This window comes from Bacillota bacterium, assembly GCA_023511835.1.
Classification (GTDB): domain Bacteria; phylum Bacillota; class Sulfobacillia; order JAIMAT01; family JAIMAT01; genus JAIMAT01.
In genome coordinates, this window is sequence record JAIMAT010000003.1 from 53,381 (window position 1) to 76,819 (window position 23,439).

The window sequence follows — 23,439 nt, forward strand, 5'->3', positions numbered from 1 at the left end:
CCTCGTTCTGGCGCTGCTCCTGGTGCTGGCCGCCGGCGGGGCGGTGCCGCGGGTGGAGCGCCTGCTCTTCGGCGTCCGCCCCGGTGTCACGCTGGATGGGAAGCCCATGGGCGGGCTCCTGCCGGGCGAGGTGCGCGCGCGCGTCCAGGCCATGGCCCGCGCGGCCTACCGGCCGCCGCGCAACGCGCGCGTGGAGCCGGGTAGCGGGCGGATCCTGCCCGAGCAGGCGGGCGAGCAGGTGGACGTCGCCGCCACCGTGCGCGCCGTCCTGGACGCGCGGGCCGGGGCGCGGCTCCGCTCGGTCCGCCTGCCCGTCGAGCCGCGCATCACCGCCCGCCTCCTCCGCTCCATGACGCGCCAGCTGGGGAGCTACCGGACCTGGCTCGAAGGCAGCTGGGAGCGGGTGCACAACATCGAGGTGGGCGCGGCCGCCCTGGACAACTCGCTGGTCCTGCCGGGCGAGGTCTTCTCCTTCTGGAGGGCGCTGGGTGAGCCGACGCGGGCCCGCGGCTACCTGGAGGCGCCGGTCATCTCGGGCGAGGCCTTCGTGCCCGGCGTCGGCGGCGGGCTCTGCCAGGTCTCCTCGACGCTCTACAACGCCGTGCTGGACGCCGGCCTCGAGGTGGTGGAGCGGCACGGTCACAGCCTGGCCGTCGACTACGTCCCGCCGGGCCGCGACGCCACCGTGGCCTGGGATATGCTGGACTTCCGCTTCCGCAACGACAGCGACGGGCCGGTCCTCGTCCGGGCGCGGATCGAGGGCTGGCAGTTGCACGTATGGATCCTGGCGCCGGCGCAGGCGCCGCACGCCGGTGCGGCGAACTAGGCGCCGTCCGGGGGTGGGAAGCGTTGGCGGAGGCGGAGCGGGTTCACGACCGCCTGGCGGACATCTTTCTGCGCCAGGCGGAGCTGGACGAGGAGATCGCCCGGCTGCGCGGCCTCGACTTCCCCGCCGAGGTCTGGGCGGAGAAGCTGAGCCTGGCGCTGACCGCCGAGCTGTTCGAGGTGCTGGAGGCGCTCAACTTCAAGTGGTGGAAGAACCCGGAACCCGTCCAGGCGGAGGCGGTGCGGGAGGAGCTGGCCGACGTCCTCCACTTCTTCGTCAGCCTCTGCCTCCATCTGGGCGTCGGCCCGGAGGAGCTCTATGAGGCCTACGTGCGCAAGCAGCGCGAGAACCTGGCACGGCAGCGCGGCCGTTCCAGCCGGCCGGGTTACGCCGTACGCGAGCGGGACGGAGGTGGGGCGGATGCTCTGGAGTGACCTCGAAGGCAAGGAGATCGTCAACCTGCGCGACGGCGAGAAGCTGGGCCGCATGTCGGACGCGGACCTGATCATCGACCCGGCCACGGGGGAGATCCACGCGCTGGCGGTGGAGGGCGGCTGGCGCCTCCTCGGCGGCCGCAGCGTCTGGGAGATCCCCTGGTCGAGCGTCCGTCGTATCGGTAGCGAGGTGGTCATCGTCGACGTCGACCCCGCCACGGTCCGGCTCTGACGGGCGCGGCCGGGCCCTGGCAGGATCGGGCATCGCGCCTCTCCCTCCGCGCGGCGGGCCGCCGGGAATACTAGCGGCGGCAGTCAGGTTGGCCTGGGAGGGTTGTGCGATGGCAAGGACGGTAGCCGGGCTCTTCGACAGCCGGGACGCCGCCGAACGGGCGGTCCGGGCGCTGGAGCAGGCCGGCTTCAACGACCGCCAGGTCTCGCTGGCGGGCAAGGACGAGCGGGCGCGCGGCGGAGCCGGTGACCGCGCCGGGGCCGGGGGCGGCTGGGGCGACCAGAACCTCGCCAACGGCACCGGATGGGGCGCCGGCATCGGGGCGGGCGTGGGTCTGGCCGCCTCGCTGGGCGCCCTCGCCATCCCGGGGATCGGACCGCTGGTGGCCATGGGGCCGCTGGCCGCCACCCTGGGTGGTGCCGCCGCCGGCGGCCTGGCCGGCGGGCTGGTGGACATGGGCATCCCCGAGAACGAGAGCCGCAGGTACGAGCAGGACGTGCGCCAGGGCCGCTTCCTGGCTGTGGTGCAGGACAGCCGCAGGGCGGACGAGGCGGCGCAAATCCTGCGCCAGCAAGGGGCGCGGGACGTGCGCAGCTACTAGGCGGCCGGCTCCTTGCGGACGGGAGGCGAGGGCGGGGGTGCGCCTGACGTGCGCCCCCGCCCTCTGCTAGCATGGTCCGTTGAACGGGGGTGGCGAGGCCATGAGCAGCTCGGTACGCGTGGTGGTGGCGGGGGCCTCGGGCAGGACCGGCAGCGCGGTGACCAGGGGCCTTCTCTCCGCCGAGGGCGTCGAGGTGGTGGGGGCCGTCGGCCAGCGCCACGCGGGCGAGCCGCTCAGCGCCTTCACCGGAGTCGCGACGCCGCTCCAAGTGGAGGCCGACCTGCGCGCCTGCCTGGAGCGCGAGCGCCCGGATGTGCTGGTCGACTTCACGCTTCCCGCGGTGGCGGGGGGCCATGCACTCCTCGCGCTGGAACTGGGCGTGCGGCCCATCGTGGGGACGACCGGCCTGGCCGACGAGGAGCTGGAGGCGATCCGCCAGCGCGCGCACGAGCTCCGCCTGGGGGCCGCGGTCATCCCCAACTTCTCCTTCGGCATCCTTCTCCTCGGCCGCTTCGCGCGCGAGGCGGTCCGCTTCTTCCCCAAGGTGGAGGTCGTGGAGCTCCACCACGACACCAAGCTGGACGTTCCCTCCGGGACGGCGCTCCACCTCTCCGAGGCGCTGGCGGCGGCGGGGGCCCGGTCGCCCGTACCCATCCACAGCGTCCGCCTTCCCGGCTTCGTCGCGCGGCATACGCTCATCTTCGGCGGGACGGGGGAGACGCTCACCCTGACGCACGACAGCTCCAGCCGGGACTCCTTCGCCCCGGGCGTCCTCCTGGCCGTACGGCGCATCCTCCACGTGGACCACGCCGTCTTCGACCTGGCCGAGCTGGCGGGCTGAAGGGCCGGCCGCGCGCGCCGAGCCGGCTGCGTCGGCCGCCGGACAAGGTGCCGGCACCTTTCCCATCACGGCCTCCGCGGCCGCCGCATAGGCTGCTGGCGCGCGAAGAGCGCTCCGGGAGGCGGTGGCGGGTGGCGCGCGAGCGGGTGGCCTTCCTGGGCGGCGGCCGGCGCGAGGCGGCCGCCGCGGCGAGGCTGCGGGCGGCGGGGCTGGAGACGGTGGAGATCCGGCGGGCGGCCGGCTGGGACGAGAGCGCGGCCGCCCGGGCCCTGGCGCGGGCGGAGGCGCTGGTCCTGCCCGTGGCCAGCGTCGGTGCGAGGCTGGAGGCGGACGAAGACGGGAAACCCGCCTGGAGCCTCGACGGCCTGCTGGAGCACCTGCCGGGCGGGGCGCCGCTCCTCTTCGGACGTCGGCCGGAGGGGGCGGCGCGCCCGCTTTTCGAGCGACTGGCCCGCGACCACCCCCTGCACCCCCTCCTGGAGCGCGACGACTTCGCCTGGCTCAACGCCGTCCCCACCGCCGAGGGCGCCGTGGTGGCGGCTGCGGAGCAGCTGGAACGGACCATCCGCGGGTCGCGCGCCCTGGTCCTCGGCTACGGCCGCACGGGAAGCACCCTGGCCCGGCTGCTGGCGGCCATGGGCGCGCGCACGCTGGTGCTGGCGCGCTCGCCCGCGGCGCGGGCGCAGGCGCGCGCCGCAGGCCACGAGGCCGCGCCCGTGGGCGCGCTCTCGCCGGCGCTGGCGGGCGAGGCCGATCTTCTCTTCAACACCGTGCCCGCTCCGCTCCTGACACCCGACCTCTTCGCCGTCCGCCCGGAGCTGCCCGTCCTCGACCTGGCCTCGGCGCCGGGCGGCCTCCATCCGGCCCTTCGCGGGCGGCCGCCGCGGGGCTACCGGCTGCTGCCGGCGCTGCCCGAACGGTACGCGCCGGCCAGCGCCGGCGAGGCGCTGGCCCAGGTCCTCCTGGAGATCTTGCGGGGGGACGGAGAAAGGGGGTAAGGTGCATGCGATTCCGGGGCTTGACCGTGGGCTGGGCCCTGACGGGCTCGCACCACACGGTCCCCCAGGTCTTTCCGGTGATGGAGCGGCTCCGGGCGGAGGGGGCCGAGATCATTCCCATCCTCTCCCAGACGCTGGCCACCACGAGCACCCGACACGGCGACCCGGAGACGTGGTACCGGCGCATCGTGGAGGCCACGGGCCACCCGCCGCTCACCACCATCCCGGAGGTGGAGCCCTTCGGCCCCAACCGGACGCTGGACGTGCTGGCCGTCGTCCCCTGCACGGGCAACACCCTGGCCAAGCTGGCCAACGCCGTCAACGACACGGCGGTGACCATGGCGGTCAAGGCGCAGCTGCGCAACGGGCGGCCGGTGGTGCTGGGCATCACGACCAACGACGCGCTGGGGCTGAACGCGGTCAACCTGGGCAGGCTGCTCAACGCCAGGAACGTCTACTTCGTGCCCTTCGGCCAGGACGATCCGTTCGCCAAGCCGAACTCGCTGGTGGCGCACCTCGACCTCCTCCCCGAGACGCTGGAGGAGGCGCTGGCGGGGCGGCAGCTCCAGCCGATCCTGCGCGCCTGGCCGGCGGGCGAACGGTGAGAAGACGGGAGGTCGGCGAGTTGGAGGGAGTCCGGGTCGGGATCGTCGGCGCCACCGGCGTGGTCGGGCGGACGCTGCTGGAGGTGCTGGAAGAGCGGCGCTTTCCGGTACGCGAACTCAGGCCCATGGCGACGGAGCGGTCCGCGGGGAGGCGGGTCCGCTTCCTGGGGGAGGAGCTGGAGGTCCTGGAGGCCGCCCCCGAGCGCTTCGAAGGCCTGGACCTCGTCTTCATCGCCGCGGGCGACACCGCCAGCCGCGAGCTGGCGCCCGAGGCGGTGCGGCGCGGCGCGGTGGTCGTCGACAAGAGCAACGCCTTCCGCATGGACGAGGAGGTGCCGCTCGTCGTTCCCGAGGTCAACCCGGGTGCGCTGGAGCATCACCGCGGCATCGTGGCCAGCCCCAACTGCTCCACGATCCAGCTGGTGGTGGCGCTGGCGCCGCTCATCCGCGAGGCGGGGGTGGAGCGGGTCTGGGTCTCCACCTATCAAGCAGTCTCCGGCACCGGCCAGCCGGCGGTGGAGGAGCTGGAACGCGAGGTGCGCGGCTGGCAGGCCGGCTCTCCGCCCGAGCGCTCGCCCTCCAGCCCCTATCCGCATCCCATCGCCTTCAACCTCCTGCCCCACTGCGACCGCCCCGAGAGCGACGGCTTCACCCGCGAGGAGATGAAGCTCCTCCGCGAGAGCCGGAAGATCCTGGGATTGCCCGGGCTGCGTCTGAGCGCCACGGCGGTCCGCGTTCCCGTCTTCGTCGGCCACGGCGAGTCGGTGGTCTTCGAGCCCTCGCGGCCGCTCGAGCCGGAACGGGCGCGCGCCCTCCTGGCCGCGGCGCCGGGCGTCCGCCTGGCGGACGCGCTGGAGGAGGGCGAGTACCCCACGCCGCTCCAGGCGGCCGGGGGGGACGAGGTCTGGGTGGGACGGGTGCGGCGCGACCTGGCCCTGGAGGGGGCGCTGGACCTCTGGATCGTGGCGGACAACCTGCGCAAAGGCGCCGCCACCAACGCCGTCCAGATCGCCGAGCTCCTCCTCGAGAGCGGCCGGCTCTGAGCCGGCGGGAGGCGTGCCCGTTGCGCATCCTCGTCCAGAAGTTCGGCGGCACGTCGGTCTCCGACGGCGAGCGGCGGGCGCACGTGGTCCGCCGGATCCGCGCCGCGCTGGCGGCGGGCTTCCAGCCCGTGATCGTCGTCTCGGCCATGGGCCGGCGCGGCGATCCCTACGCCACCGACACGCTCCTCGACCAGGTGCGCTCCGTCGAGCCCGAACCCGACGCCCGCGAGGAGGATCTGATGATCTCCTGCGGCGAGGTGATCTCCGCCGTCCTCCTCTCGGCCACGCTGCGCCGGGAGGGGGTGGGCCGGCCGCTGACGCTGACGGGCGGGCAGAGCGGCATCCTGACCGACGACCACTTCGGCGACGCACGCATCCTCCGCGTCGACCCGGCGCCGCTCCACCGGCGGCTGGAGCAGGGCCTGCTGCCGGTGGTGACGGGTTTCCAGGGCGTCACGGAGAGCGGCGAGGTGACCACGCTCGGGCGCGGCGGCAGCGATACCACCGCCGCCGCGTTGGGCGTGGCGCTCCGCGCCGAGGAGGTGGAGATCTACTCGGACGTGGAGGGGGTGATGACCGCCGACCCCCGCATCGTGCCCGACGCGCGCACGCTCCGCGTCCTCACCTACGAGGAAGTCCTGCAGATGGCGGACCTGGGCAGCCGCATCGTCCACCCGCGCGCCGTCGAGCTGGCCATGCAGGGGAACGTGCCGCTGCGCATCCGCAGCACCTTCTCCGACCATCCGGGCACGCGCATCACCCACGCCTTCGAGAGCGCCGGCGCCTGGCCGGACCTCTACGGCGGCCGCATCATCACCGGCGTCGCGCACATGCCGGACATGTGCCTGGTCCGCGTCGAGGGCCTGCCGGCCGGGCCGGAGAGGGCGGGCGGCGGGCGGGGCGACGACTCGGGCGCCGTCAACCGCCGCATCTTCCGCCCCCTGGCCGAGGCGGGCGTCAGCGTCGACCTGATCAACGTCTCGCCCGAGCGCCGCTCCTTTATCGTGCGGGAGGCGGAGGCGGAGAAGACGCGAAAGATTCTCGAGTCGGAGGGCTTCCAGGTCGAGCTCCTGCACGACTGCGCCAAGGTCTCCGTGGTGGGGGCCGGCATGCGCGGCCTGCCGGGCGTCATGGCGCGCGTGGTGGAGGCGCTGGCCGAGCGCGGGATCGAGATCCTGCAGACGGCCGACTCGCACGTCACCATCTCCTGCCTGGTCCGCGGCGACCAGATGGAGGAGGCGGTGCGGGCGCTCCACCGGGCGTTCGACCTGGGAGGAGAGCGGAACGCCTGAGGGCCCCGAGCGCCCGAGGGCGGAGGCCCGGAGGGAGGGGTGGAGGATGGCCGAGCCGAGGCTTCCGGGAAGGGTGACCGTCGCCCTGGTCAGCCCGTTCGACGAGAGGGGCGAGCTCTGGCCGGAGCGGGCTGCCGAGCTGGCGCGGAAGCTCCTGGCCGAGGGCGCCGACGGCTTCCTGGTCGGGGGCAGCACCGCCGAATCGCCCACGCTCTCCGACGAGGAGCTGGAGCGGCTGGTGGCGGCCGTCCGCGAGGCGGTGGGCGGGCGCGCCCCCGTCTACGTGGGCAGCGGCAACTACGACACGCGCGCCAGCGTCCGGCGCAGCCGCCTGGCGGAGCGCTGGGGGGCGGACGGGCTGATGCTGGTGACGCCCTACTACAACAAGCCGCCCCAGGAAGGGCTCTACCGCCACTTCCGCACCGTCGCCGAGAGCGTCTCGCTCCCCGTCATGCTCTACAACGTCCCCGGGCGCACCTCGGTCAACCTGGCCCCGGAGACGGTGGCCCGGCTGGTCGCGGACGTGCCCAACATCGTGGCGCTGAAGCAGGCCTCGGCCAGCTTCGACGAGACGTCGGAGATCGTGGCGCGGACGGAGGGGCGGCTGGCCGTGTACAGCGGCGACGACTCGCTCACCCTGCCCATGCTGGCGGTGGGGGCGAAGGGCGTGGTCAGCGTCTCGGGCCACCTGGTGGCCGGGCGCCTGGCGGCCATGATCGAGGCCTTCCAGAGGGGCGAGAACGGGGAGGCGCGCCGCATCCACCTGCAGCTCCTGCCGCTTCACCGGGCGCTCTTCGTCACCACCAACCCCATCCCCCTCAAGTGGGCGCTGGGTCGGGTGGGCTTCCCGGTGGGCGAGTGCCGGCCCCCGCTTTCGCCGCTGCCGGAGACGGCGCAGCGCGTGGTCGAGGCGGCGCTGCGCGAGACGGGTCTGGTCGCCTGAGCGGCACCGGGGGTGGGAGCCCCGCTTCCTTGTGGGGGTGGAGGCGGGGCACTATAATACCCCGCGACGACTTGGGCGGACGGAAGAATACGAAAGCCAGTGAGGTGGGGTCGGAATAGCCAAAAGCCGACGGCCTCGCCGCGGTCGTTCGCGTGCCGGGAACGGCCGGGGCGAGCCCCTCAAGATCATCCCGCTGGGCGGTCTGGGCGAGATCGGGAAGAACATGACCCTCTTCGAGTACGGCGACGACATCGTCATCGACGACGCCGGACTCGCCTTCCCCGAGGACGAGATGCTGGGGATCGACCTGGTCATCCCCGACTTTACCTACCTCAAGGAACATCGCGAGAAGGTGCGCGGGCTGGTCATCACCCACGGGCACGAGGACCACGTGGGCGCCGTGCCTTACCTGCTCCGCGAGATCCCGGTCCCGGTCTTCGCCTCCCGCCTGGCGCTGGGCCTCATCGAGGAGAAGCTGGCGGAGCACCACCTGCAGCTGCCCGAGGGATCCCGGGTCTATGCCCCGGGCGACCGCATCTCCCTGGGGCAGAACTTCGTGGTCGAGCCTTTCCGCGTCAACCACTCCATTCCCGACGCCTACGGGCTCGCCATCCGCACCCCGGTCGGCATTGTGGTCCACACCGGCGACTTCAAGATCGACATGACGCCGGTGGACGGGCGCGTGGCAGACCTGCAGCGCCTCGCCGAGCTGGGGCGCGAGCAGGTGCTGGTGCTCATGTCGGACAGCACCAACGCCGAGCGGGCCGGCTACACGCCGTCCGAGAAGACGGTGGGCCAGGTGCTCGACCGGGTGATGGGCACCGCCCCCGGCCGCGTGCTGGTCGCCACCTTCGCCTCGAACGTCCACCGCATCCAGCAGGTGATCGACGCCGCCGTCCACCACCACCGGCACGTGGCGGTGGTCGGGCGGAGCATGGAGAACACGGTCCAGGTGGCGCTGGAGCTGGGCTACCTCAACGTCAAGCCGGGCGCCCTGATCAGCATCGAGGAGATCAAGCGCTACAAGGGGCACCAGCTGGCCATCCTGACCACGGGCAGCCAGGGGGAGCCGCTCTCCGCCCTGACGCGCATGGCCACGGGCAGCCACCGCTGGGTCGAGATCGTCCCCGGGGACACGGTCGTCATCTCCGCCTCGCCCATCCCCGGGAACGAGACCATGATCTACCGGACGGTGGACAACCTCTACCACCTGGGCGCCGACGTCATCTACGGGCTGGAGAACGGCGTCCACGTCTCCGGCCACGCCAGCCAGGAGGAGCTGAAGCTGATGCTCAACCTGGTGCGGCCGCGCTACTTCATCCCCGTCCACGGCGAGTGGCGCCACCTGATCCGGCACGGCCGGCTGGCGGAGAGCGTGGGCATCCCGCCCGAGAACGTCCTCATCGGCGAGAACGGCTCGGTCTTCGAGATCCGGCCCGAGGGCGCGCGCATCAACGGCAAGGTGGCCGCGGGCGACGTCCTCATCGACGGCCTCGGCGTCGGCGACGTGGGTGCCATCGTCCTCCGCGACAGGAAGCAGCTCTCCCAGGACGGCGTCCTCATCGTCGTGGTCACCATGGACCGCCAGAACCATCAGGTGGTGGGCGGACCGGACGTGGTCTCGCGCGGCTTCGTCTACGTGCGCGAGTCGGAGCCGCTGATGGAGGAGCTGAAACAGAAGGTCAGCCAGGCGCTGGCGACCTGCCAGGCGCAGGGCGTGACGGACTGGAACGGGATCAAGGCGGCCGTCCGCGACGAGGCGGGGCGCTTCCTCTTCGACCGGACCCGCCGGCGGCCCATGATCCTGCCCATCATCGTGGAGGTGTGAGCGTCAGGAGCGCCATCATCCTCTCCGCCTTCGAGCGCTACCGCCCGCTGGTGGACGACTGGGAGGCCTTCGCCGCCGCCCTGGCGCGACCCCAGCCGCCGGCGCTTCGTGCCAACCGGCTGCGGGTCGAGCCGGAGGCGCTCGGCCGGCGGCTGGAGGGCCGCGGCTTCCGCCTGGCGCCCTACGCCTGGGCGCCGGAGGTGATGCGGGTGGAGGGCGGGCCCTGCCCGCCCGGGACCACGCTGGAGCACTGGCTGGGCCTCTTCTACCTCCAGGAGGCGGCCGCCGCCGTGCCGGTGGTCGCCCTCGACCCCCGGCCGGGCGAGCGCGTCCTGGACCTGAGCGCGGCGCCCGGAGGCAAGAGCACGCAGATCGCCGAGCGGGTGGGACCCTCGGGCATGGTGGTGGCCAACGAGGCCGACCCCTCCCGCGCCGGCTGGCTCCTGGCCAACCTGGGCCGCATGGGCGCCACCTCGGTGGTGGTGACGGTGGGCGACGGGCGCCGCTTCCCGCCCGGTCTCGCCTTCGACCGGGCGCTGGTGGATGCCCCCTGCTCGGGGGAGGGGAACGCCCGTCGCGACCCGCGGCCGCGGCAGAGGCCGTCCGCCGGCCGGCTCCGCCACCTGGTGGCGGTGCAGGAGGCGCTCCTCCGCTCCGCCCTGGCCCGGGTCCGGCCCGGCGGGGTGGTGGTCTACTCCACCTGCACCTTCGCTCCCGAGGAGGACGAGGCGGTGGTGGACGCGGTCCTGCGGGCCGCGGGCGGCAGCGTGGAGGTGGAGGAGCTGCCGGAGGGGCTGCCGGGGGTAGCGGGTACCGGCGCCTGGGAGGGCGCCCGCTTCCTGCCCGACGTGCGCCGCGCGCGGCGCATCTACCCGCACCACCTCGACTCCGGCGGCATGTTCGTGGCCCGGCTGCGGCTCGTGGCGCCGGTCCCCTGGGCCGGGGAGGAGGGGTCCGCGGGCGGGGAGGAGCCCGACGAGGCGGGCGGGGAGGAGCCTGACCAGGCGGCGGCCCGCGAGGTGGCCGGCTGGCTGGAGGAGTGGTTCGGCATCCCGCCGGACGCCTTCCGCGGGCTCCACGTCTACCGGAGCGGCGAGCGGACCTGGCTCTCCAGCCTGCCCCGTCTCCCCCGCTGGCGGGAGCGGTGGGCGGCGGGGCTGCCCTTGGCCCACTGGACGGGGCGCCACTGGTGGCCCTCGGGCTACGCGCTCCACCGCCTGGGAGCGCTGGCCCGGCGGCAGGCGGTCGACCTGGAGGCGGCGGAACTGCGCGCCCTCCTGGAGGGTCGCGCCATCCCGCCGCCGGCGCGGGAGGCGGGCGAGCCGCTCCGCCGCGGCCTCGTCCTCCTCCGCTACGCGGGCGCCGGCCTGGGGCTGGCGCGTTTCGACGGCGGACTCCTGCACGCCGCCCTGGCGCGCGAGCGGGCGCGCCAGCTGCTGGCCGTCCTGGACCAGCCGGGCGGCCTGCCGGACAGGCTGCCGGAGCCGCCCGGCCGGACCGGCTAGGCCGGGGGCCGCGGGCGGTCCGGTCCCAGGGAGAGGATGTAGCTCGACTCGTCCAGCTCCCCGTGCCCCTCGCGCCAGGCGCCGTAGGGCGCCTCGGCGGCCGAGGCCAGCGGCACGGGCTGCTCCAGCTCGCGGGCCAGCTCCAGCGCCAGCTCCAGGTCCTTGAAGCGGTTGGCCACGGAGAAGCCGGGCCGGAAGCCCTCTCGCCCGAAGCGCTCCAGCATCTTGTCCAGCTCGTAGCTGGCGGCCGAGCCGTTCTGCATCACCTCGGCCAGCGCCTCCAGGCCCAGGCCGGCGCGCAGCCCCAGCTGGATCCCCTCCGCCGAGGCCATGAGCGTCAGGCAGGAGACGAGGTTGGAGACGGCCTTCAGTGCCTGCCCCTGGCCGGTCTCGCCCACGCGGAGGATGCGCCGCCCGGTCCTGCGCAGAAGGGGCAGGGCGCGCCGGTAGGCTTCCTCCGGACCGCCCACCATGATGGTCAGCCGCGCCTCGCGGGCGCCCACGTCGCCGCCCGTCACCGGCGCGTCGCACCAGGCGGCGCCGCGGCGCGCCGCCTCCGCCGCCAGCTCCAGCGTCAGGCGGCGGGAGACGGTGGAGTGGTCAACCACCAGACTCCCCGGGCCGAGTCCGGCCAGGAAGCCCTCCCCACCCGTGGCGACGGCGCGCAGCGCGGCGTCGTCGCTGACCATGGTGAAGACGAACTCCGCGCCCTCGGCCGCCGCGCGGGGGGTGGCCGCCACGCGCGCCCCCGCCGCCGCCAGCGGCTCGGCGCGGCCGGGCGTCCGGTTGTAGACCGTCAGCTCCACCTCCGGCGGTTCCGGGCCGCGCAGCAGGTTGAGCGCCATGGCCTGGCCCATGATGCCCAGGCCGATAAAGGCCGCGCGCACGCTCACGCCCTCTCCACCCCCGTCTCCCCCCCGGCCGGCAGGCCGAGCGGCAGGCCCAGCTGCCAGCCCAGGAAGCTCCAGATGTCGGCCTCCTCCTCGATCACCTTCTGCACCGGCTTGCCCGCGCCGTGGCCCGCCTCCGCCTCCAGGCGGAGGAGGACGGGCCGCTCCGGCGCGGTCGGCGCCGCCGCCCCCGCCTGGCCGGTCACCTCCTGCAGGCGGGCCGCCATCTTGCGCGCGTGGAGCGGGTCGACGCGCGTGTCCGACTCGGCCGCGTAGAGAAGGACGGCCGGATAGCGCCGCCCCTCGCGCACGCGGTGGTAGGGCGAGTAGCCCCAGAGCCAGCGGAACGCCTCGGGGTCGTCGGCGGAGCCGTACTCGGGGATCCAGAGGGCGGCGATGCGGAAGCGGTGGTAGCGGAGCATGTCCAGCAGGGGCACGCCCGAGACCACCGCCCTCCAGAGGTCGGGCCGGCGCGTCAGCGCCGCCCCGGTGAGAAGACCGCCGTTGGAGCGCCCGAAGGCGCCCAGCCGCTCGGGGCTGGTGTACCGCGCCCGGATGAGGAACTCGGCCGCGGCCACGAAGTCGTCGAAGACGTTGGTCTTGTTCCCCAGCATGCCGGCTTGGTGCCAGCCCTCGCCGTACTCGCCGCCGCCGCGCAGGCAGGCCATCGCCCAGAGGCCCCCGGCCTCGAGCCAGGGGATCACCTGGGGGCGGTACTGGGGCGTCATGCTGACGCCGAAGCCGCCGTAGCCGGTGAGGACGGCCGGCCGCCGGCCGTCGCGGGGCAGGTCGCGGCGGTGGACCAGAAAGACCGGGATGCGGGTGCCGTCGCGCGATGTGCAGAAGGCCTGGCGGGCGACGAAGGCTTCCTCGTCGAAGGGCGCCTCCGGGCCGATCCAGCGCTCCAGCGCCTCCCCCTCCGGCCCGAGGCGCCAGACGGCGGGAGGGCGCAGGAAGGATTCCACCAGCGCCACCAGCTCCGGACCGCCCTCCGGCGCCGACGGGTCGGCCTCGCCTTCCAGGGCGGCGACGGAGGCGAGCGGCGGCAGCCCAAGCTCGTGCCGCGGGCCGCCTCCGGCGGGGAGCAGCCAGAGGCGTGAGACCGCATCCTCCAGCACGAGCACGGCGACGCCCCGCCGCACGGGGGCGAAGCCGGCCAGCGTGCCCGCTCCGGGCTCCGGCAGCAGCTCGGTCCACTCCTCCACCGGCCTCCCGGCCAGCGCCTCGGCGGCGGCCACGCGCAGCAGGCGGTAGCGGGGCGCACCCAGGTTGGTCAGCACCAGCAACTGCTCCTCCGCGGCGCCGCCCCAGCCGGCCGGTGTGAAGCGGGCCTGGAAGAGCGCCTCCTGCCCGCGCACCAGCGGCACGAAACGGGGGGCGTCCGGCCTCGCTTCCGTCCCTTCGGCGGCGCGCTCGGCCATCCAGAGCTCGTTCCGGCTCCAGCCCAACTGGACGACGGCGAGGAGGAAGCGGCCCGAGGGCGAGAGCGCCACCTCCAGCATGGCCTCGCGCGGCAGGTCCGCGCCGAAGACCGGCTCGTCCTCCTCCGCCGGCCGGCCGAGCCGGTGGTGGTAGAGGCGCGGGTGGTAGTACGCCTCCTCGGCTCCCACCTCGGCCGGGTCGGGGTGGCGCGTGTAGTAGAATCCGCCGCCGTCAGGCTCCCAGGCGAGGCTGGCGTGGGGCGTCCGCGGGATGGCTTCCTCGAGCCGCCGGCCGCTCTCCACCTCCACCACGTGCAGCGTGCTCCACTCGTCCCCGCCCGCCGAGAGGCCGAAGGCGACCAGGCGCCCGTCGGGCGAGGGGTACCACCAGTCGATGGCCACCAGTCCCCGCTCGTCCTCGCGGGAGGGATCGACCAGGAGCCGCTCCTCCGCCTCCGTCCCGCCGGCCGCCGGACGGACCACCAGCGCAGGCTGGGGCGCCCCCGGCCTCCGCCGCAAAAAGAAGAGCCGTCCGCCGGCCAGCCTGGGCCCACCCACGGCGCCGGCGGCGTACAGCTCCTCCAGCCTCCGGCGCAGGGCGGGACGCCAGGGGAGGGCGTCCAGCACCGCCCGCGTCCGTCGCGTCTGCGCCTCGTCCCACGCCCGGACGCGGGGGTCGTCGCCCGCCTCCAGCCAGCGGTAGGGATCGGGTACGCGCACGCCGTGCAGGAGATCGATGATCTCTTCCCTGGGAGTCTCCGGCGCCGGGGGCACCGGGACGGGGGGATGCCCGGGGAGCTCTTCTGCCAACCGATCCGCCTCCGTCTCCGGAGTCTACCGCGCGGGACCGGGCGCGCACAGGAGGGCCGCCTTCCGCCGGGCGCACCGGTCGCAGACCCTAGGCCGGTACCGCGACCCTACGGTTCCGCACCCGATTCGACAGCCCGGGAGCGGGGCTATACAGGGTTGGTGAGAGTCGCCGCCGTCCCTCCGGGCGGCGGGCAGAATCGAGAAGGAGGCGCTCCGCATGGAGGCGACGAGGCAGGTCTGGTGGAGGCGGATCCTCTGGGACCGCGCCTTCTCCTGGGTCTGGCTGCTGGTCCGCGTCTACGTGGGCTGGGAGTGGCTGAACGCCGGCTGGGCCAAGATCTCCGGCGAGGAGGCCGGCTTCTGGGGGGCGGGCGCGGGCAAGGCCATGGCCGGCTACTGGACCAAGGCGGCCGGCCTGCTGGTGGGTCCCGACGGCAAGCCGGTGCAGGGATCGGCCTTCTGGTGGTATCGCGACTTCCTCAAGTTCCTGCTGGCCACCCACTCCCAGGTCTGGTTCTCCTACTTCATCTCGGCGGCGGAACTGCTGGTCGGGCTCGCGCTGATCCTGGGCTTCCTGACGCCCATCGCGGCCGCGGGCGCGGCGCTGATGAACCTCAACTACCTGCTGGCCGGCTCGGCCAGCGTCAACGGATGGCTCTACACGCTGGCCATCCTCATCCTCGTGGCCGGGACCAACGCCGGCTCGCTGGGCGTCGACCGCTGGCTCTGGCCGGCGCTCTTCGGCCGTCGCCGCGCGGAGGCCGGCGCGGCGGCCGCGGGAGGCCGCTGACCGCCTCAAGCCGCGAACTGGGACCTCGACCCGGAAGCCCGGCGCCCGGCGGCGCCGGGCTTTCTCCGTCCCTGCCGCCACGGCAGCTCTCTCCCGTCGCGCGGGAAGCGGGCGGCGGTCCGCTTCCGGCCGGCCGCGGGAGGAGCGGCGTGCCAAGGGCGCGAAGAGGGGGCAGCGGCGCTTGCAACCGATTGCAGGGAGGTGGGGCCGATGCCGCGGGACGCGCGGGTGGAGGCGGCCGTCGCCCACTGGGGGCCGCGCTTCGTCGCCAACGGGGTGGAGCCGGACGACTTCCGGCGGATCACCGCCTCGCTGGAGCGCTGGGACGACTGGTGCCGGGCATGGAGCCGGGCGGCGGAGGAGGTGGAGCGCCTTGCCGGGGCGGCGGAGGGTGCGGGGCGGTGGCGGGCCGCCGGCCAGCTCTGGTTCCGCGCTTCGCTCTACCACCACTTCGGCAAGTTCCTCTTCGTCCACCGGCGCGAGGAGCAGCGCGCGGCCCACGAGCGGGCGGTGGCCGACTTCCTCCGCGCCGCGCCCTGGCTCGACCCGCCCGTCGAGCGGGTGGAGATCCCCTACGAGGGCCGGCGGCTGGCCGCCCTCCTGCACCGGCCGGCGGGCCTTCCCCGGCCGCCCGTGGTCCTCCTCTTCCCGGGCCTGGACTCCGTCAAGGAGGAGCTGACCGCCTACGCCCGCGAGCTGGTCGCCCGCGGCATGGCCGCGCTGGCCGTCGACGGGCCCGGGCAGGGCGAGACGGAGTGGGAGCATCCCATCGAGCCGCGCTACGAGCGGGTGGCCGCCGCCCTCCTGGAGTGGGTGCGCGAGCGTCCGGATCTCGACGGCGGCCGGGTGGGGGTGTTGGGCGTCAGCCTGGGCGGCTTCTTCGCGGCGCGGGCGGCCGCCTTCACGCCCGGACTGCGGGCGGCGGTGGTGCTGGGCGGCGGCTACGACGTCGCCTCGCACTGGGAGGGGCTGAGCGAGCGGACGCGCCTGGCGTACACCGTCCGCCAGGGCGCTTCCACGCTCGAGGAAGGGCGCGAGCTCGCTCGCCGGATCACGCTGCGGGACGCGGCGGCGGAGATCGGTATACCCCTCCTGGTGATCCACGGCAAGCGCGACCGCATCATCCCCTGGGAAGAGGCGGTCCGCCTCCACGAGGAAGCGCGCGGCCCCAAGGAGCTTTGGCTCTTCGAGGAAGGGAACCACGTCTGCAACAACATCCCCTACCGCCACCGCCCGCAGATGGCCGACTGGCTGGCGGAGCGGCTGGGTGCGCGCGGTTGACGGGCTCAGAGGCGGAAGAAGCGCCGGGCGTTCTCGCCCAGCACCGCCTCTGCCTCCCCGCTGAAGAGGCGGCGGATCTGGGCGACCGGATCGGGCGGCTCCATGTCGAAGGGGTAGTCGGTGCCCAGGAGGAGCCGCTCCGTCCCCACCCGGGCCGCCAGCGCCGCCAGGAGGCCGTCGTCGTAGAGCAGGGTGTCGTAGGCGAAGCGGCCGAGAAAGGCGGAGGGCGGCTCGGCCACGGTCTGCGCCTCGGCGCGCACGCGCCAGCCGTGGTCCAGGCGTCCGCTGGCCAGCGGGAAGTAGCCGCCGCCATGGACCAGGAGCAGGCGGAGGCGCGGGTGGCGCTCCAGCACCCCGCCCAGCACCAGGGCGGAGGCGGCCAGCGTCGTTTCGAAGGGGTCTGCAACTGCTGGAGAGTTTCTCCTTACGTCTCCAATTTTGTAGTATTCTGTCCCCATGAAGCTCTCCGAATGGGCGAGGCTCAACGGCGTTTCCTACAAGACGGCCTGGCTCTGGTTCAAGAAGGGCATCCTGCCGGTTCCGGCCCGGCAGCTTCCGACCGGCACCATTCTGGTCGACGCGTCGGAACGAGCGGAGAGGGGTGCGGTGCTTTACGCCCGCGTCTCGTCCGCCGACCAGAAGGCCGACCTGGACCGGCAGGTGGCGCGGCTCGCGGCCTTCTCGGCGGAAAAGGGGATCAAGGTCGCCAGGGTAGTTGCCGAGGTGGGAAGCGGGCTGAACGGCCACCGGAAGGGCCTGATCTCGGCGCTGCGCTCGCCCGAGTACGGGGCCATCATCGTCGAGCACCGGGACAGGCTGGCGCGGTTCGGATCGGAATACATCGAGGCCGCGCTGGCCGCGTCGGGGCGGCGGCTGATCGTGATGGAGCCGGACGAGAGGAAAGACGACCTAATGCAGGACATGATCGACGTGCTGACGAGCCTCTGCGCGAGGCTCTATGGCCGCCGCTCGGCCCGGCGGCGGGCGGAGCGGGCGGTCCAGTGCGCCCAGGAGGAGATGCCGCCCGCATGAGGATGTACCAGGCCTTCCGCTTCGCGCTGGATCCTTCTCCTCGCGCGGCCAGGATGCTGGCGTCGCACGCCGGCGCGCGCCGCTTTGTCTTCAACTGGGGCCTTGCGCTTGTGAAGGAGCGCCTCGATGCCCGCCGCCGGGGCGAGGCGGTGGAGGTGCCCTGGACGCTTCCGGCCCTCCGCCGGGAGTGGAACCGGCAGAAGGAGGCTGTGGCCCCCTGGTGGCGGGAGAACTCGAAGGAGGCGTACTCCTCGGGACTCGAAGGCTTGGCGAGGGCGCTCCGGGCGTGGTCGGAGAGCCGGAGAGGACGGCGCAAAGGTCGCAGGGTGGGCTTCCCCCGCTTCCGAAAGAAGGGCCGTGGCCGGGAGTCGGTCGGCTTCACGACCGGCGCGATCCGGGTGGACGACAAAAGCCACGTCGTCCTGCCCAGGATCGGCCGGGTGCGGACGCACGAGCCGACGACGGCGCTCCTGGCGAGGATCGAGGCGGGGGAGGCCCGCATCCTGCGCGCCACCGTCTCCCGAGAGGGCGGGCGGTGGTTCGTGAGCTTCACCTGCGAGGTGGAGCGAGTTCCGGGCCGGCCCAAGTGGCCGGACGCCATCGTCGGGGTGGACACGGGGATCCGGCACCTGGCCGTTCTTTCGACGGGCGATAGCGTGCCGAACCCGCGGCCGCTGGAGAAGGCGCTCAGGAAGCTCGCCCGACTGAACCGGGAGCTGGCGCGGCGGAGACCGGGGAGCCGGAACCGGGAGGAGACGGGACGGCAGCTCACCCGGGCGCACGCGCTGGTGGCCCACATCCGCCGGGATGCCATGCACAAGCTGACGCACCATCTGGCTACCAGCTACGGGACGGTGGTCGTGGAGAAGCTCGGCGTCTCCGGCATGGCGCGGAACCGGCGCTTGGCACGGGCGCTCCACGACGCGGCGCTGGGCGAGCTGCGCCGACAGCTGGAGTACAAGTGCGCCTGGTATGGCTCGGAGCTGGTTGAGGCGGACCCGTTCTACCCCTCGTCCAAGCGCTGTTCGCGGTGCGGGTCGGTCAAAGAACACCTCCGTCTGAGCGAGCGTGTCTACCGCTGTGAGGCATGCGGCCTTGTGCTGGACCGGGACGAGAACGCGGCGCGGAACCTCGCGGCCCTGGTGGCCGCCGTCGCCGGGAGTGGACCGGAGACGATAAACGCCCGCGGAGGGGACGTAAGACCCGGGATTTCCGGGCTGACCCCGATGAAGCGGGAAGCCGGCGGCGCGTGAGCGCGCAAGACCGGCGCCCCCGCCTGGTGACAGGCGGGTGCTCGGAACAGATTTCTATGGTCCGAGCAACGGTTGCCTAGCAGGTTGTTCAGGTAGTAGCGCCCCAGCCGCGGCGCCTGGCCCAGCGCCGGGTGGATCATCACCGCCAGCCCGAGCGCCTCCGCGGCGGCCCAGAAGGGTTCGAGCTCGCCCGCGTCCAGCTCGCGGCCGTCCACCTGCGTGCCCACCATCACGCCCGCCGCGCCCATGGCCGCCGCCCGCTCCGCCTCCCGCGCCGCCGCCTCCGCCCAGGGCAGCGGCACCGTGGCCAGCCAGCGGAACCGCTCCGGCCGGGAGGCGGCCGCCCGCGCCAGCTCCTCGTTGGCGGCGGCGTGGTAGCGGATCGCTGCCGGGCGGGGCAGGTCGTAGCCGTAGGCCTCGGCCCAGAAGGAGAGGAGCTGGAGGTCGACGCCCAGCGCATCCATGTGCGCCAGCCGCCCCTCCAGGTCGGTCATGGCCTCGGGGAAGGGGCGCGTGGCCGAACGCGGGAAGCGCAGGCGGGGCGAACCGCCCTCCGAGAGAAGCTCCGCCTCCGGTCCCGCCTCGCCCGCGGCGACGCGCTCCAAAAGCCGGGGAGGCACGTGATGGGCATGGACGTCGATGACCAGAGCGGCTCCCTCCCCGACTCCGCTTCGCCGTTCTGCAATCGATCTCCTCCGACCTCCCGCGGGGCAGGGGAGCGCGCGCCTCCCGTGGTATTGGCTGGCCACGAGGCTTTCGGGCCCGGTGAGAGCGCGGAGAGGGGGCGAGCGCATGGAGGGCGAGCGGGGGACGGTGCGTGCGGCGGGCGGGCGGTGGCAGGCCGGGCGGAGGGAGGACCGGCGCCTCCTGACGGGGCGGGGCCGCTTCGTGGGCGACCTGGAGGTGCCCGGCACGCTGGAGCTGGCGCTGCTGCGCAGCCCCTACGCGCACGCGCGGGTGCGCCGCCTGGAGACGGGGGGCGCGGCCGCGCTGCCCGGGGTGGCGGCGGTGCTGGACGGAGGCGAGCTGGAGCGGCGGGCGCCTCGGCTCCAGGCGGCCACGGTGCAGCCGGCGCTGGCCGCGGGGGAGGTGGCCTACGCCGGCCAGCCGCTGGTGGCGGTGGTCGCCGCCGACCGCTACCGGGCCGAGGACGCGCTGGAGGCCGTCGAGGTCGCCTACGAGCCGCTGCCGGTGGTGGCCGAGGCGCGCCGGGCGCTGGAGGAGGACGCTCCGCGGAGCCTCCTGGCGCGTCCCTCCAACCTCTGTTCCGAGCGGACGGTGGCGTACGGCGACGTGGAGGCTGCGCTGGCCGAGGCGGAGGTGGTGGTGGAGGAGGAGCTGGCCATCGGTCGGGCCACGGCCCAGCCGCTGGAAGGAAGGGCGATCCTGGCGGTGCCGGAGGCGACCGGCGGGCTGACCGTCTGGGCGGCGCACCAGGCGCCCCACCAGCTGCGCGCCGTACTGGCGGCGGCGCTGGGGCTGGAGGAGCGGCTGGTCCGCGTCGTCACGCCCGATGTGGGCGGCGGCTTCGGGGTGAAGAACGGCGTCTACCCCGAGGACCTGCTGGCGGCCTGGCTGGCGCTGGAGACGGGGAGGCCGGTCCGCTTCCTGGAGGACCGGCGGGAGCACTTCCTCTCGATCAACCACGAGCGCGAGCAGCTGCACCGCGTCCGGCTGGCGGCGCGACGCGACGGGCGGCTCCTGGCGCTGGACGACGAGCTGCTCAGTGACGTGGGCGCCTTCCCGCCGCGCATCCCCATCGGCCTGGTCACCGCCACCGCCATGCCCGGGCCCTACCATCTCCCGGCCTTCCGCTGCCGCGTGCGCGAGGTCTTCACCAACAAGGTGCCCATCGGGCCCTACCGTGGCGCGGGAAGGCCGCAAGGCAACTTCGTCATGGAGCGGATGATGGACCGGCTGGCGCGACGGCTGGGGATGGACCCGGTGGAGCTGCGCCGGCGGAACCTGATCCGCCCCGAGGAGATGCCCTACGCCACCGGCATTCCCTACCGGGGCGGTGCCGGGCGGGTGGTCTACGACTCGGGCGACTATCCGGAGGCGCTCCGCCGGGCGGTGGAACGGGCGGAAGTGGAGGCGTGGCGGGCCGAGCAGGAGAGGGCGAGGCGGGAGGGGCGCTGGCTGGGCGTGGGCGTGGCGGTCTATGTGGAGGACACGGGCGGCGGCCCCTTCGAAACGGCCACCGCCCGCCTGGATCCCAGCGGCCGCATCGTCGTCGCCAGCGGCTCGCCCGCCCAGGGCCAGGGCCACGAGACCACCTTCGCCCGGGTGGCGGCCGAGGCCCTGGGCGTGGAGGAGGAGCGGGTGACGGTGGTGGCCAGCGACACCGCGCAGGTGCCGGCCGGCATCGGCACCTTCGGCAGCCGCGGCGTGGCCATGGGGGGGAGCGCGGTCCATGAGGCGGCGGCGGAGCTGCGCCGGCGCATCCTGCAGGCGGCCAGCCGGCTGCTGGAGGCGGGCGAGCACGACCTGCGCCTTGAGGAGGGCCAGGTGCGCGTCCAGGGCGTGCCCGGCCTCCGCCTCTCCCTGGCCGAGCTGGTCCGGCGGCTGCGGGCGGGCGAGGTTCAAGAGGAAGGGCGCGCGCTGGTCGACCTGGAGGCGACGGCCGCCTTCGCCCCCGGCGCGCCCACCTTCGCCGACGGCGCCCACGTGGCGGTGGTGGAGGTGGATGCGGAGACCGGGGCGGTGCGGGTGCTTCGCTACGTGGTCGTCCACGACTGCGGGCACATGATCGACCCGCCGCTGGTGGAGGGGCAGGTGCGCGGCGGCGTCATGTACGGCCTGAGCGGCGCGCTCCTGGAGGAGCTGGTCTACGACGGGCAGGGGCAGCTCCTCACCAGCACGCTGGCCGACTACCCGCTTCCTTCCGCGGTCGAGATGCCCCGGGTCGAGATCGACCACCTGGAGTCGCCCAGCCCGCTCAACCCCCTGGGGGCCAAGGGCGCGGGAGAGGGCGGCACCATCCCGGCGCTGGCGGCGCTGGCCAACGCCGTGGAGGATGCGCTGGCGCCGCTGGGCGTGGTGGTGCGCCGCCTGCCCATGACGCCCGCGAGGGTGCGCGCCTGGATCGAGGAGGCCGCCGCCGGGCGGGGGCGGGAGAGGGCCTAGACCGGACGGGCCGGCCGCGCGGGCGGCCGGCCCGCCGCTGCCGTCGCGGCGAAAGTTGTCGGAGATTCAGTGTGGCCGGAAGAAGGAACGAGCCCCTCGCCGGCGAAGTAGGCCCCCGACGGTCGCAATCGTTTGCACACATGCGGGGCAGGTCCGCCGCGTGCGGAAGGGCTTGCTAGCGCGGGGATGCGGCGGCGGCGACCGGCCGAGGTCGGGGGTGAGGAACGTTGGCGAGGCTGGTCGACCTGACCCAGAGCTGGGGCGTGCTGACGCCGACTTGGCCCTACTTTCCCAGCACGAAAGTAACCAATTTCCATAGCCACCACCGGGACGGCCTGCAGAGCCAGATCATCGAGACCAACATGCACTCGGGCACGCACGTCGACGCTCCGCAGCACTTCAACCCGCGCGGCTGGTGGGTGCACGAGATCCCGCTGGAGCGGCTCTACCGGCCAACCGTGGTCGTCGACCTGAGCCCCCTCGTCGACGACTACAGCATCGTCGACCGGGAGATGTTCCTGGCCGCCGCCGCCAAGGCGCCCGCCATCCGGAAGGGCGACGCGGTCATCCTCTACTACAACTGGCACCGCTTCAACTGGGAGGGCGAGGAGCCCGACGAGACGCGCTACTTCTGCAAATGCCCGGGTCCCTCGGTGGACCTGGTCAGCTACCTGCTGGAGGAGGTGGAGGCGCCCTGGATCGGCGCCGACGCACCCTCGGTGGAACACCCGCTCTGGACGGCCATCCGGAACTACCGGCCCGACCTGGTCGAGGAGATGGAGCAGAAGTTCGGGAAGCCCATCGAGGAGCTGCTGCCCAGGCGCCACTTCCTGCAGAGCCACCGGCGCACGGCGGCGCGGAACGTGCTGCTGATCGAGAACATCGGGCGCGGCGTGGACGAGATCGTCAACCGGAGGGTGATGGTGGGCGCTTTCCCCTGGAAGTTCTACCGGGGCGAGTCCTCCATCTGCCGGCTGGTCGCCTTCCTGGACGAGTGAGCGGGCGGGTAGGACGCGAGGGGCGGGGGAGGGCGACCGGATGAGCCTGGCGCTGCGGGAAGAGAGGGCCGGGGTGCCGGAGAGGATGCGGGCGCTGATCCTGGACGGGCCCGAGCGCTTCCACCTGGGCGAGGTGCCGGTGCCGCGACCGGGACCGTACGAGGTGCTCTGCCGCGTCCACGCCGTGGCCATCTGCGGGACCGACGTCCACATCATCGAGGGGCGCCACCCGGGGCAGTGGCCGAGGGAGTACCCCTTCATCGCCGGCCACGAGTGGTCGGGCGAGGTGGTGGAGGCGGGGCAGATGGCGGCCGCTTTCGGCTGGCGGCCGGGCCAGCGCGTGGCGGGCACCTCGCACGCCGGCTGCGGCTTCTGCCGCATGTGCCGCGAGGGCCGCTACAACCTCTGCGAGAACTACGGGCGGCCCGAGTTGGGCCATCGCCAGTACGGCCACTACAGCCAGGGCGCCTATGCCGAGTACGTGGTCCACTCCATCAAGAGCGTCTTTCCGCTTCCGGAAGCGCTCAGCCTGGACGAGGGCGCCCTGGCGGACGCCTCCAGCATCGCTCTCTGGTCGGCCGAGCGCGGCGGCGTGGGGCCGGGTGACCGCGTGGCGGTGGTGGGGGCCGGGCCCATGGGCATCCTGGTCGCCCAGAGCGCCCGCGTCATGGGTGCCGCCCAGGTGCTGGT

Annotated in this window: 22 protein-coding genes; 19 read left to right on the top strand and 3 right to left on the bottom strand. The window is 74.0% G+C overall.

The window, feature by feature from the left end; genetic code table 11:
* Window positions 1–22: 22 nt before the first annotated feature.
* The 12 genes from K6U79_01320 to K6U79_01375 all read left to right on the top strand — a co-directional run bounded on the left by K6U79_01320 (window position 23) and on the right by K6U79_01375 (window position 11,148).
* Complete coding sequence (locus K6U79_01320; GenBank protein ID MCL6521000.1) at window positions 23–826, top strand: VanW family protein; 804 nt, start codon at window positions 23–25, stop codon at window positions 824–826.
* Window positions 778–1,260: a dUTPase gene (locus K6U79_01325; protein ID MCL6521001.1), complete on the top strand. Its 483-nt coding sequence runs from the start codon at window positions 778–780 to the stop codon at window positions 1,258–1,260. The genes K6U79_01320 and K6U79_01325 overlap by 49 nt, the downstream gene beginning before the upstream one ends.
* Entirely contained in the window at window positions 1,247–1,492 is a 246-nt protein-coding gene (locus K6U79_01330) for a YlmC/YmxH family sporulation protein (protein ID MCL6521002.1), read from the top strand. The genes K6U79_01325 and K6U79_01330 overlap by 14 nt, the downstream gene beginning before the upstream one ends.
* A gap of 109 nt (window positions 1,493–1,601) precedes the next feature.
* The gene (locus K6U79_01335; GenBank protein ID MCL6521003.1) at window positions 1,602–2,093 is read left to right on the top strand and encodes a general stress protein; all 492 of its coding nucleotides are present in this window, start codon (window positions 1,602–1,604) and stop codon (window positions 2,091–2,093) included.
* A 100-nt stretch (window positions 2,094–2,193) separates the two neighbouring features.
* Complete coding sequence (gene dapB / locus K6U79_01340; protein MCL6521004.1) at window positions 2,194–2,934, top strand: 4-hydroxy-tetrahydrodipicolinate reductase; 741 nt, start codon at window positions 2,194–2,196, stop codon at window positions 2,932–2,934.
* A gap of 131 nt (window positions 2,935–3,065) precedes the next feature.
* Window positions 3,066–3,932: a dipicolinic acid synthetase subunit A gene (locus tag K6U79_01345; protein ID MCL6521005.1), complete on the top strand. Its 867-nt coding sequence runs from the start codon at window positions 3,066–3,068 to the stop codon at window positions 3,930–3,932.
* Window positions 3,933–3,937: 5 nt separating this feature from the next.
* Window positions 3,938–4,537: a dipicolinate synthase subunit B gene (gene dpaB, locus K6U79_01350; protein MCL6521006.1), complete on the top strand. Its 600-nt coding sequence runs from the start codon at window positions 3,938–3,940 to the stop codon at window positions 4,535–4,537.
* 20 nt (window positions 4,538–4,557) lie between these two features.
* Complete coding sequence (locus tag K6U79_01355; GenBank protein MCL6521007.1) at window positions 4,558–5,580, top strand: aspartate-semialdehyde dehydrogenase; 1,023 nt, start codon at window positions 4,558–4,560, stop codon at window positions 5,578–5,580.
* Window positions 5,581–5,600: 20 nt separating this feature from the next.
* Window positions 5,601–6,872: an aspartate kinase gene (dapG, locus tag K6U79_01360; protein MCL6521008.1), complete on the top strand. Its 1,272-nt coding sequence runs from the start codon at window positions 5,601–5,603 to the stop codon at window positions 6,870–6,872.
* A gap of 46 nt (window positions 6,873–6,918) precedes the next feature.
* Complete coding sequence (gene dapA / locus K6U79_01365; GenBank protein MCL6521009.1) at window positions 6,919–7,815, top strand: 4-hydroxy-tetrahydrodipicolinate synthase; 897 nt, start codon at window positions 6,919–6,921, stop codon at window positions 7,813–7,815.
* Between the two features lie 223 nt (window positions 7,816–8,038).
* Window positions 8,039–9,643 carry a ribonuclease J gene (locus K6U79_01370; protein MCL6521010.1) on the top strand — a complete coding sequence of 535 codons (1,605 nt, stop codon included), beginning with the start codon at window positions 8,039–8,041 and terminating at the stop codon, window positions 9,641–9,643.
* Window positions 9,644–9,657: 14 nt separating this feature from the next.
* Window positions 9,658–11,148, top strand: a complete 1,491-nt coding sequence (locus tag K6U79_01375; protein ID MCL6521011.1) for an NOL1/NOP2/sun family putative RNA methylase — start codon at window positions 9,658–9,660, stop codon at window positions 11,146–11,148.
* Here K6U79_01375 and K6U79_01380 read toward each other — a convergent pair.
* Window positions 11,145–12,041 (bottom strand): NAD(P)-dependent oxidoreductase, encoded by an 897-nt coding sequence (locus tag K6U79_01380; protein MCL6521012.1) that lies wholly within the window; start codon window positions 12,039–12,041, stop codon window positions 11,145–11,147. The genes K6U79_01375 and K6U79_01380 overlap by 4 nt on opposite strands.
* On the bottom strand, window positions 12,038–14,233 hold the full coding sequence (locus tag K6U79_01385; protein ID MCL6521013.1) for a prolyl oligopeptidase family serine peptidase: 2,196 nt from the start codon (window positions 14,231–14,233) through the stop codon (window positions 12,038–12,040). The genes K6U79_01380 and K6U79_01385 overlap by 4 nt, the downstream gene beginning before the upstream one ends.
* Before the next feature lie 253 nt (window positions 14,234–14,486).
* Between K6U79_01385 and K6U79_01390 the strand changes: the two genes are divergently transcribed.
* Entirely contained in the window at window positions 14,487–15,059 is a 573-nt protein-coding gene (locus K6U79_01390; GenBank protein ID MCL6521014.1) for a DoxX family membrane protein, read from the top strand.
* Window positions 15,060–15,269: 210 nt separating this feature from the next.
* Complete coding sequence (locus K6U79_01395) at window positions 15,270–16,340, top strand: alpha/beta hydrolase (protein MCL6521015.1); 1,071 nt, start codon at window positions 15,270–15,272, stop codon at window positions 16,338–16,340.
* Between the two features lie 5 nt (window positions 16,341–16,345).
* On the opposite strand, the gene K6U79_01400 is transcribed toward K6U79_01395, so the two are convergent.
* Window positions 16,346–16,798, bottom strand: coding sequence for an amidohydrolase (locus tag K6U79_01400; GenBank protein MCL6521016.1), 453 nt, complete (start codon window positions 16,796–16,798; stop codon window positions 16,346–16,348).
* On the opposite strand from K6U79_01400, the gene K6U79_01405 reads away from it, so the two are divergent.
* The 5 genes from K6U79_01405 to K6U79_01425 form a co-directional block, all read left to right on the top strand.
* Window positions 16,797–17,372: an IS607 family transposase gene (locus K6U79_01405; protein MCL6521017.1), complete on the top strand. Its 576-nt coding sequence runs from the start codon at window positions 16,797–16,799 to the stop codon at window positions 17,370–17,372. The two genes, K6U79_01400 and K6U79_01405, sit on opposite strands and share 2 nt — an antisense overlap.
* Window positions 17,369–18,625, top strand: coding sequence for an IS607 family element transposase accessory protein TnpB (tnpB, locus tag K6U79_01410; GenBank protein ID MCL6521018.1), 1,257 nt, complete (start codon window positions 17,369–17,371; stop codon window positions 18,623–18,625). The genes K6U79_01405 and tnpB overlap by 4 nt, the downstream gene beginning before the upstream one ends.
* Window positions 18,626–19,417: 792 nt before the next feature.
* On the top strand, window positions 19,418–21,751 hold the full coding sequence (locus K6U79_01415; GenBank protein ID MCL6521019.1) for a xanthine dehydrogenase family protein molybdopterin-binding subunit: 2,334 nt from the start codon (window positions 19,418–19,420) through the stop codon (window positions 21,749–21,751).
* A 227-nt stretch (window positions 21,752–21,978) separates the two neighbouring features.
* A complete protein-coding gene (locus tag K6U79_01420; GenBank protein ID MCL6521020.1) occupies window positions 21,979–22,749 on the top strand; it encodes a cyclase family protein in 771 nt (256 codons plus the stop codon).
* Window positions 22,750–22,789: 40 nt separating this feature from the next.
* Window positions 22,790–23,439, top strand: a 650-nt coding sequence (locus tag K6U79_01425) for an alcohol dehydrogenase catalytic domain-containing protein (GenBank protein MCL6521021.1), incomplete at its 3' end; no start/stop codon positions are given.

What these genes read in the sequence shown, in the direction of transcription:
- K6U79_01325 (MCL6521001.1), top strand. Translation starts at nt 778, where the DNA reads ATGGATCCTGGCGCCGGCGCAGGCGCCGCACGCCGGTGCGGCGAACTA.
- K6U79_01330 (MCL6521002.1), top strand. Translation starts at nt 1,247, where the DNA reads ATGCTCTGGAGTGACCTCGAAGGCAAGGAGATCGTCAACCTGCGCGAC.
- K6U79_01335 (MCL6521003.1), top strand. Translation starts at nt 1,602, where the DNA reads ATGGCAAGGACGGTAGCCGGGCTCTTCGACAGCCGGGACGCCGCCGAA.
- dapB (MCL6521004.1), top strand. Translation starts at nt 2,194, where the DNA reads ATGAGCAGCTCGGTACGCGTGGTGGTGGCGGGGGCCTCGGGCAGGACC.
- dpaB (MCL6521006.1), top strand. Translation starts at nt 3,938, where the DNA reads ATGCGATTCCGGGGCTTGACCGTGGGCTGGGCCCTGACGGGCTCGCAC.
- dapA (MCL6521009.1), top strand. Translation starts at nt 6,919, where the DNA reads ATGGCCGAGCCGAGGCTTCCGGGAAGGGTGACCGTCGCCCTGGTCAGC.
- K6U79_01370 (MCL6521010.1), top strand. Translation starts at nt 8,039, where the DNA reads ATGACCCTCTTCGAGTACGGCGACGACATCGTCATCGACGACGCCGGA.
- K6U79_01390 (MCL6521014.1), top strand. Translation starts at nt 14,487, where the DNA reads ATGGAGGCGACGAGGCAGGTCTGGTGGAGGCGGATCCTCTGGGACCGC.
- K6U79_01395 (MCL6521015.1), top strand. Translation starts at nt 15,270, where the DNA reads ATGCCGCGGGACGCGCGGGTGGAGGCGGCCGTCGCCCACTGGGGGCCG.
- K6U79_01405 (MCL6521017.1), top strand. Translation starts at nt 16,797, where the DNA reads ATGAAGCTCTCCGAATGGGCGAGGCTCAACGGCGTTTCCTACAAGACG.
- K6U79_01400 (MCL6521016.1), bottom strand. Translation starts at nt 16,798, where the DNA reads ATGGGGACAGAATACTACAAAATTGGAGACGTAAGGAGAAACTCTCCA.
- tnpB (MCL6521018.1), top strand. Translation starts at nt 17,369, where the DNA reads ATGAGGATGTACCAGGCCTTCCGCTTCGCGCTGGATCCTTCTCCTCGC.
- K6U79_01415 (MCL6521019.1), top strand. Translation starts at nt 19,418, where the DNA reads ATGGAGGGCGAGCGGGGGACGGTGCGTGCGGCGGGCGGGCGGTGGCAG.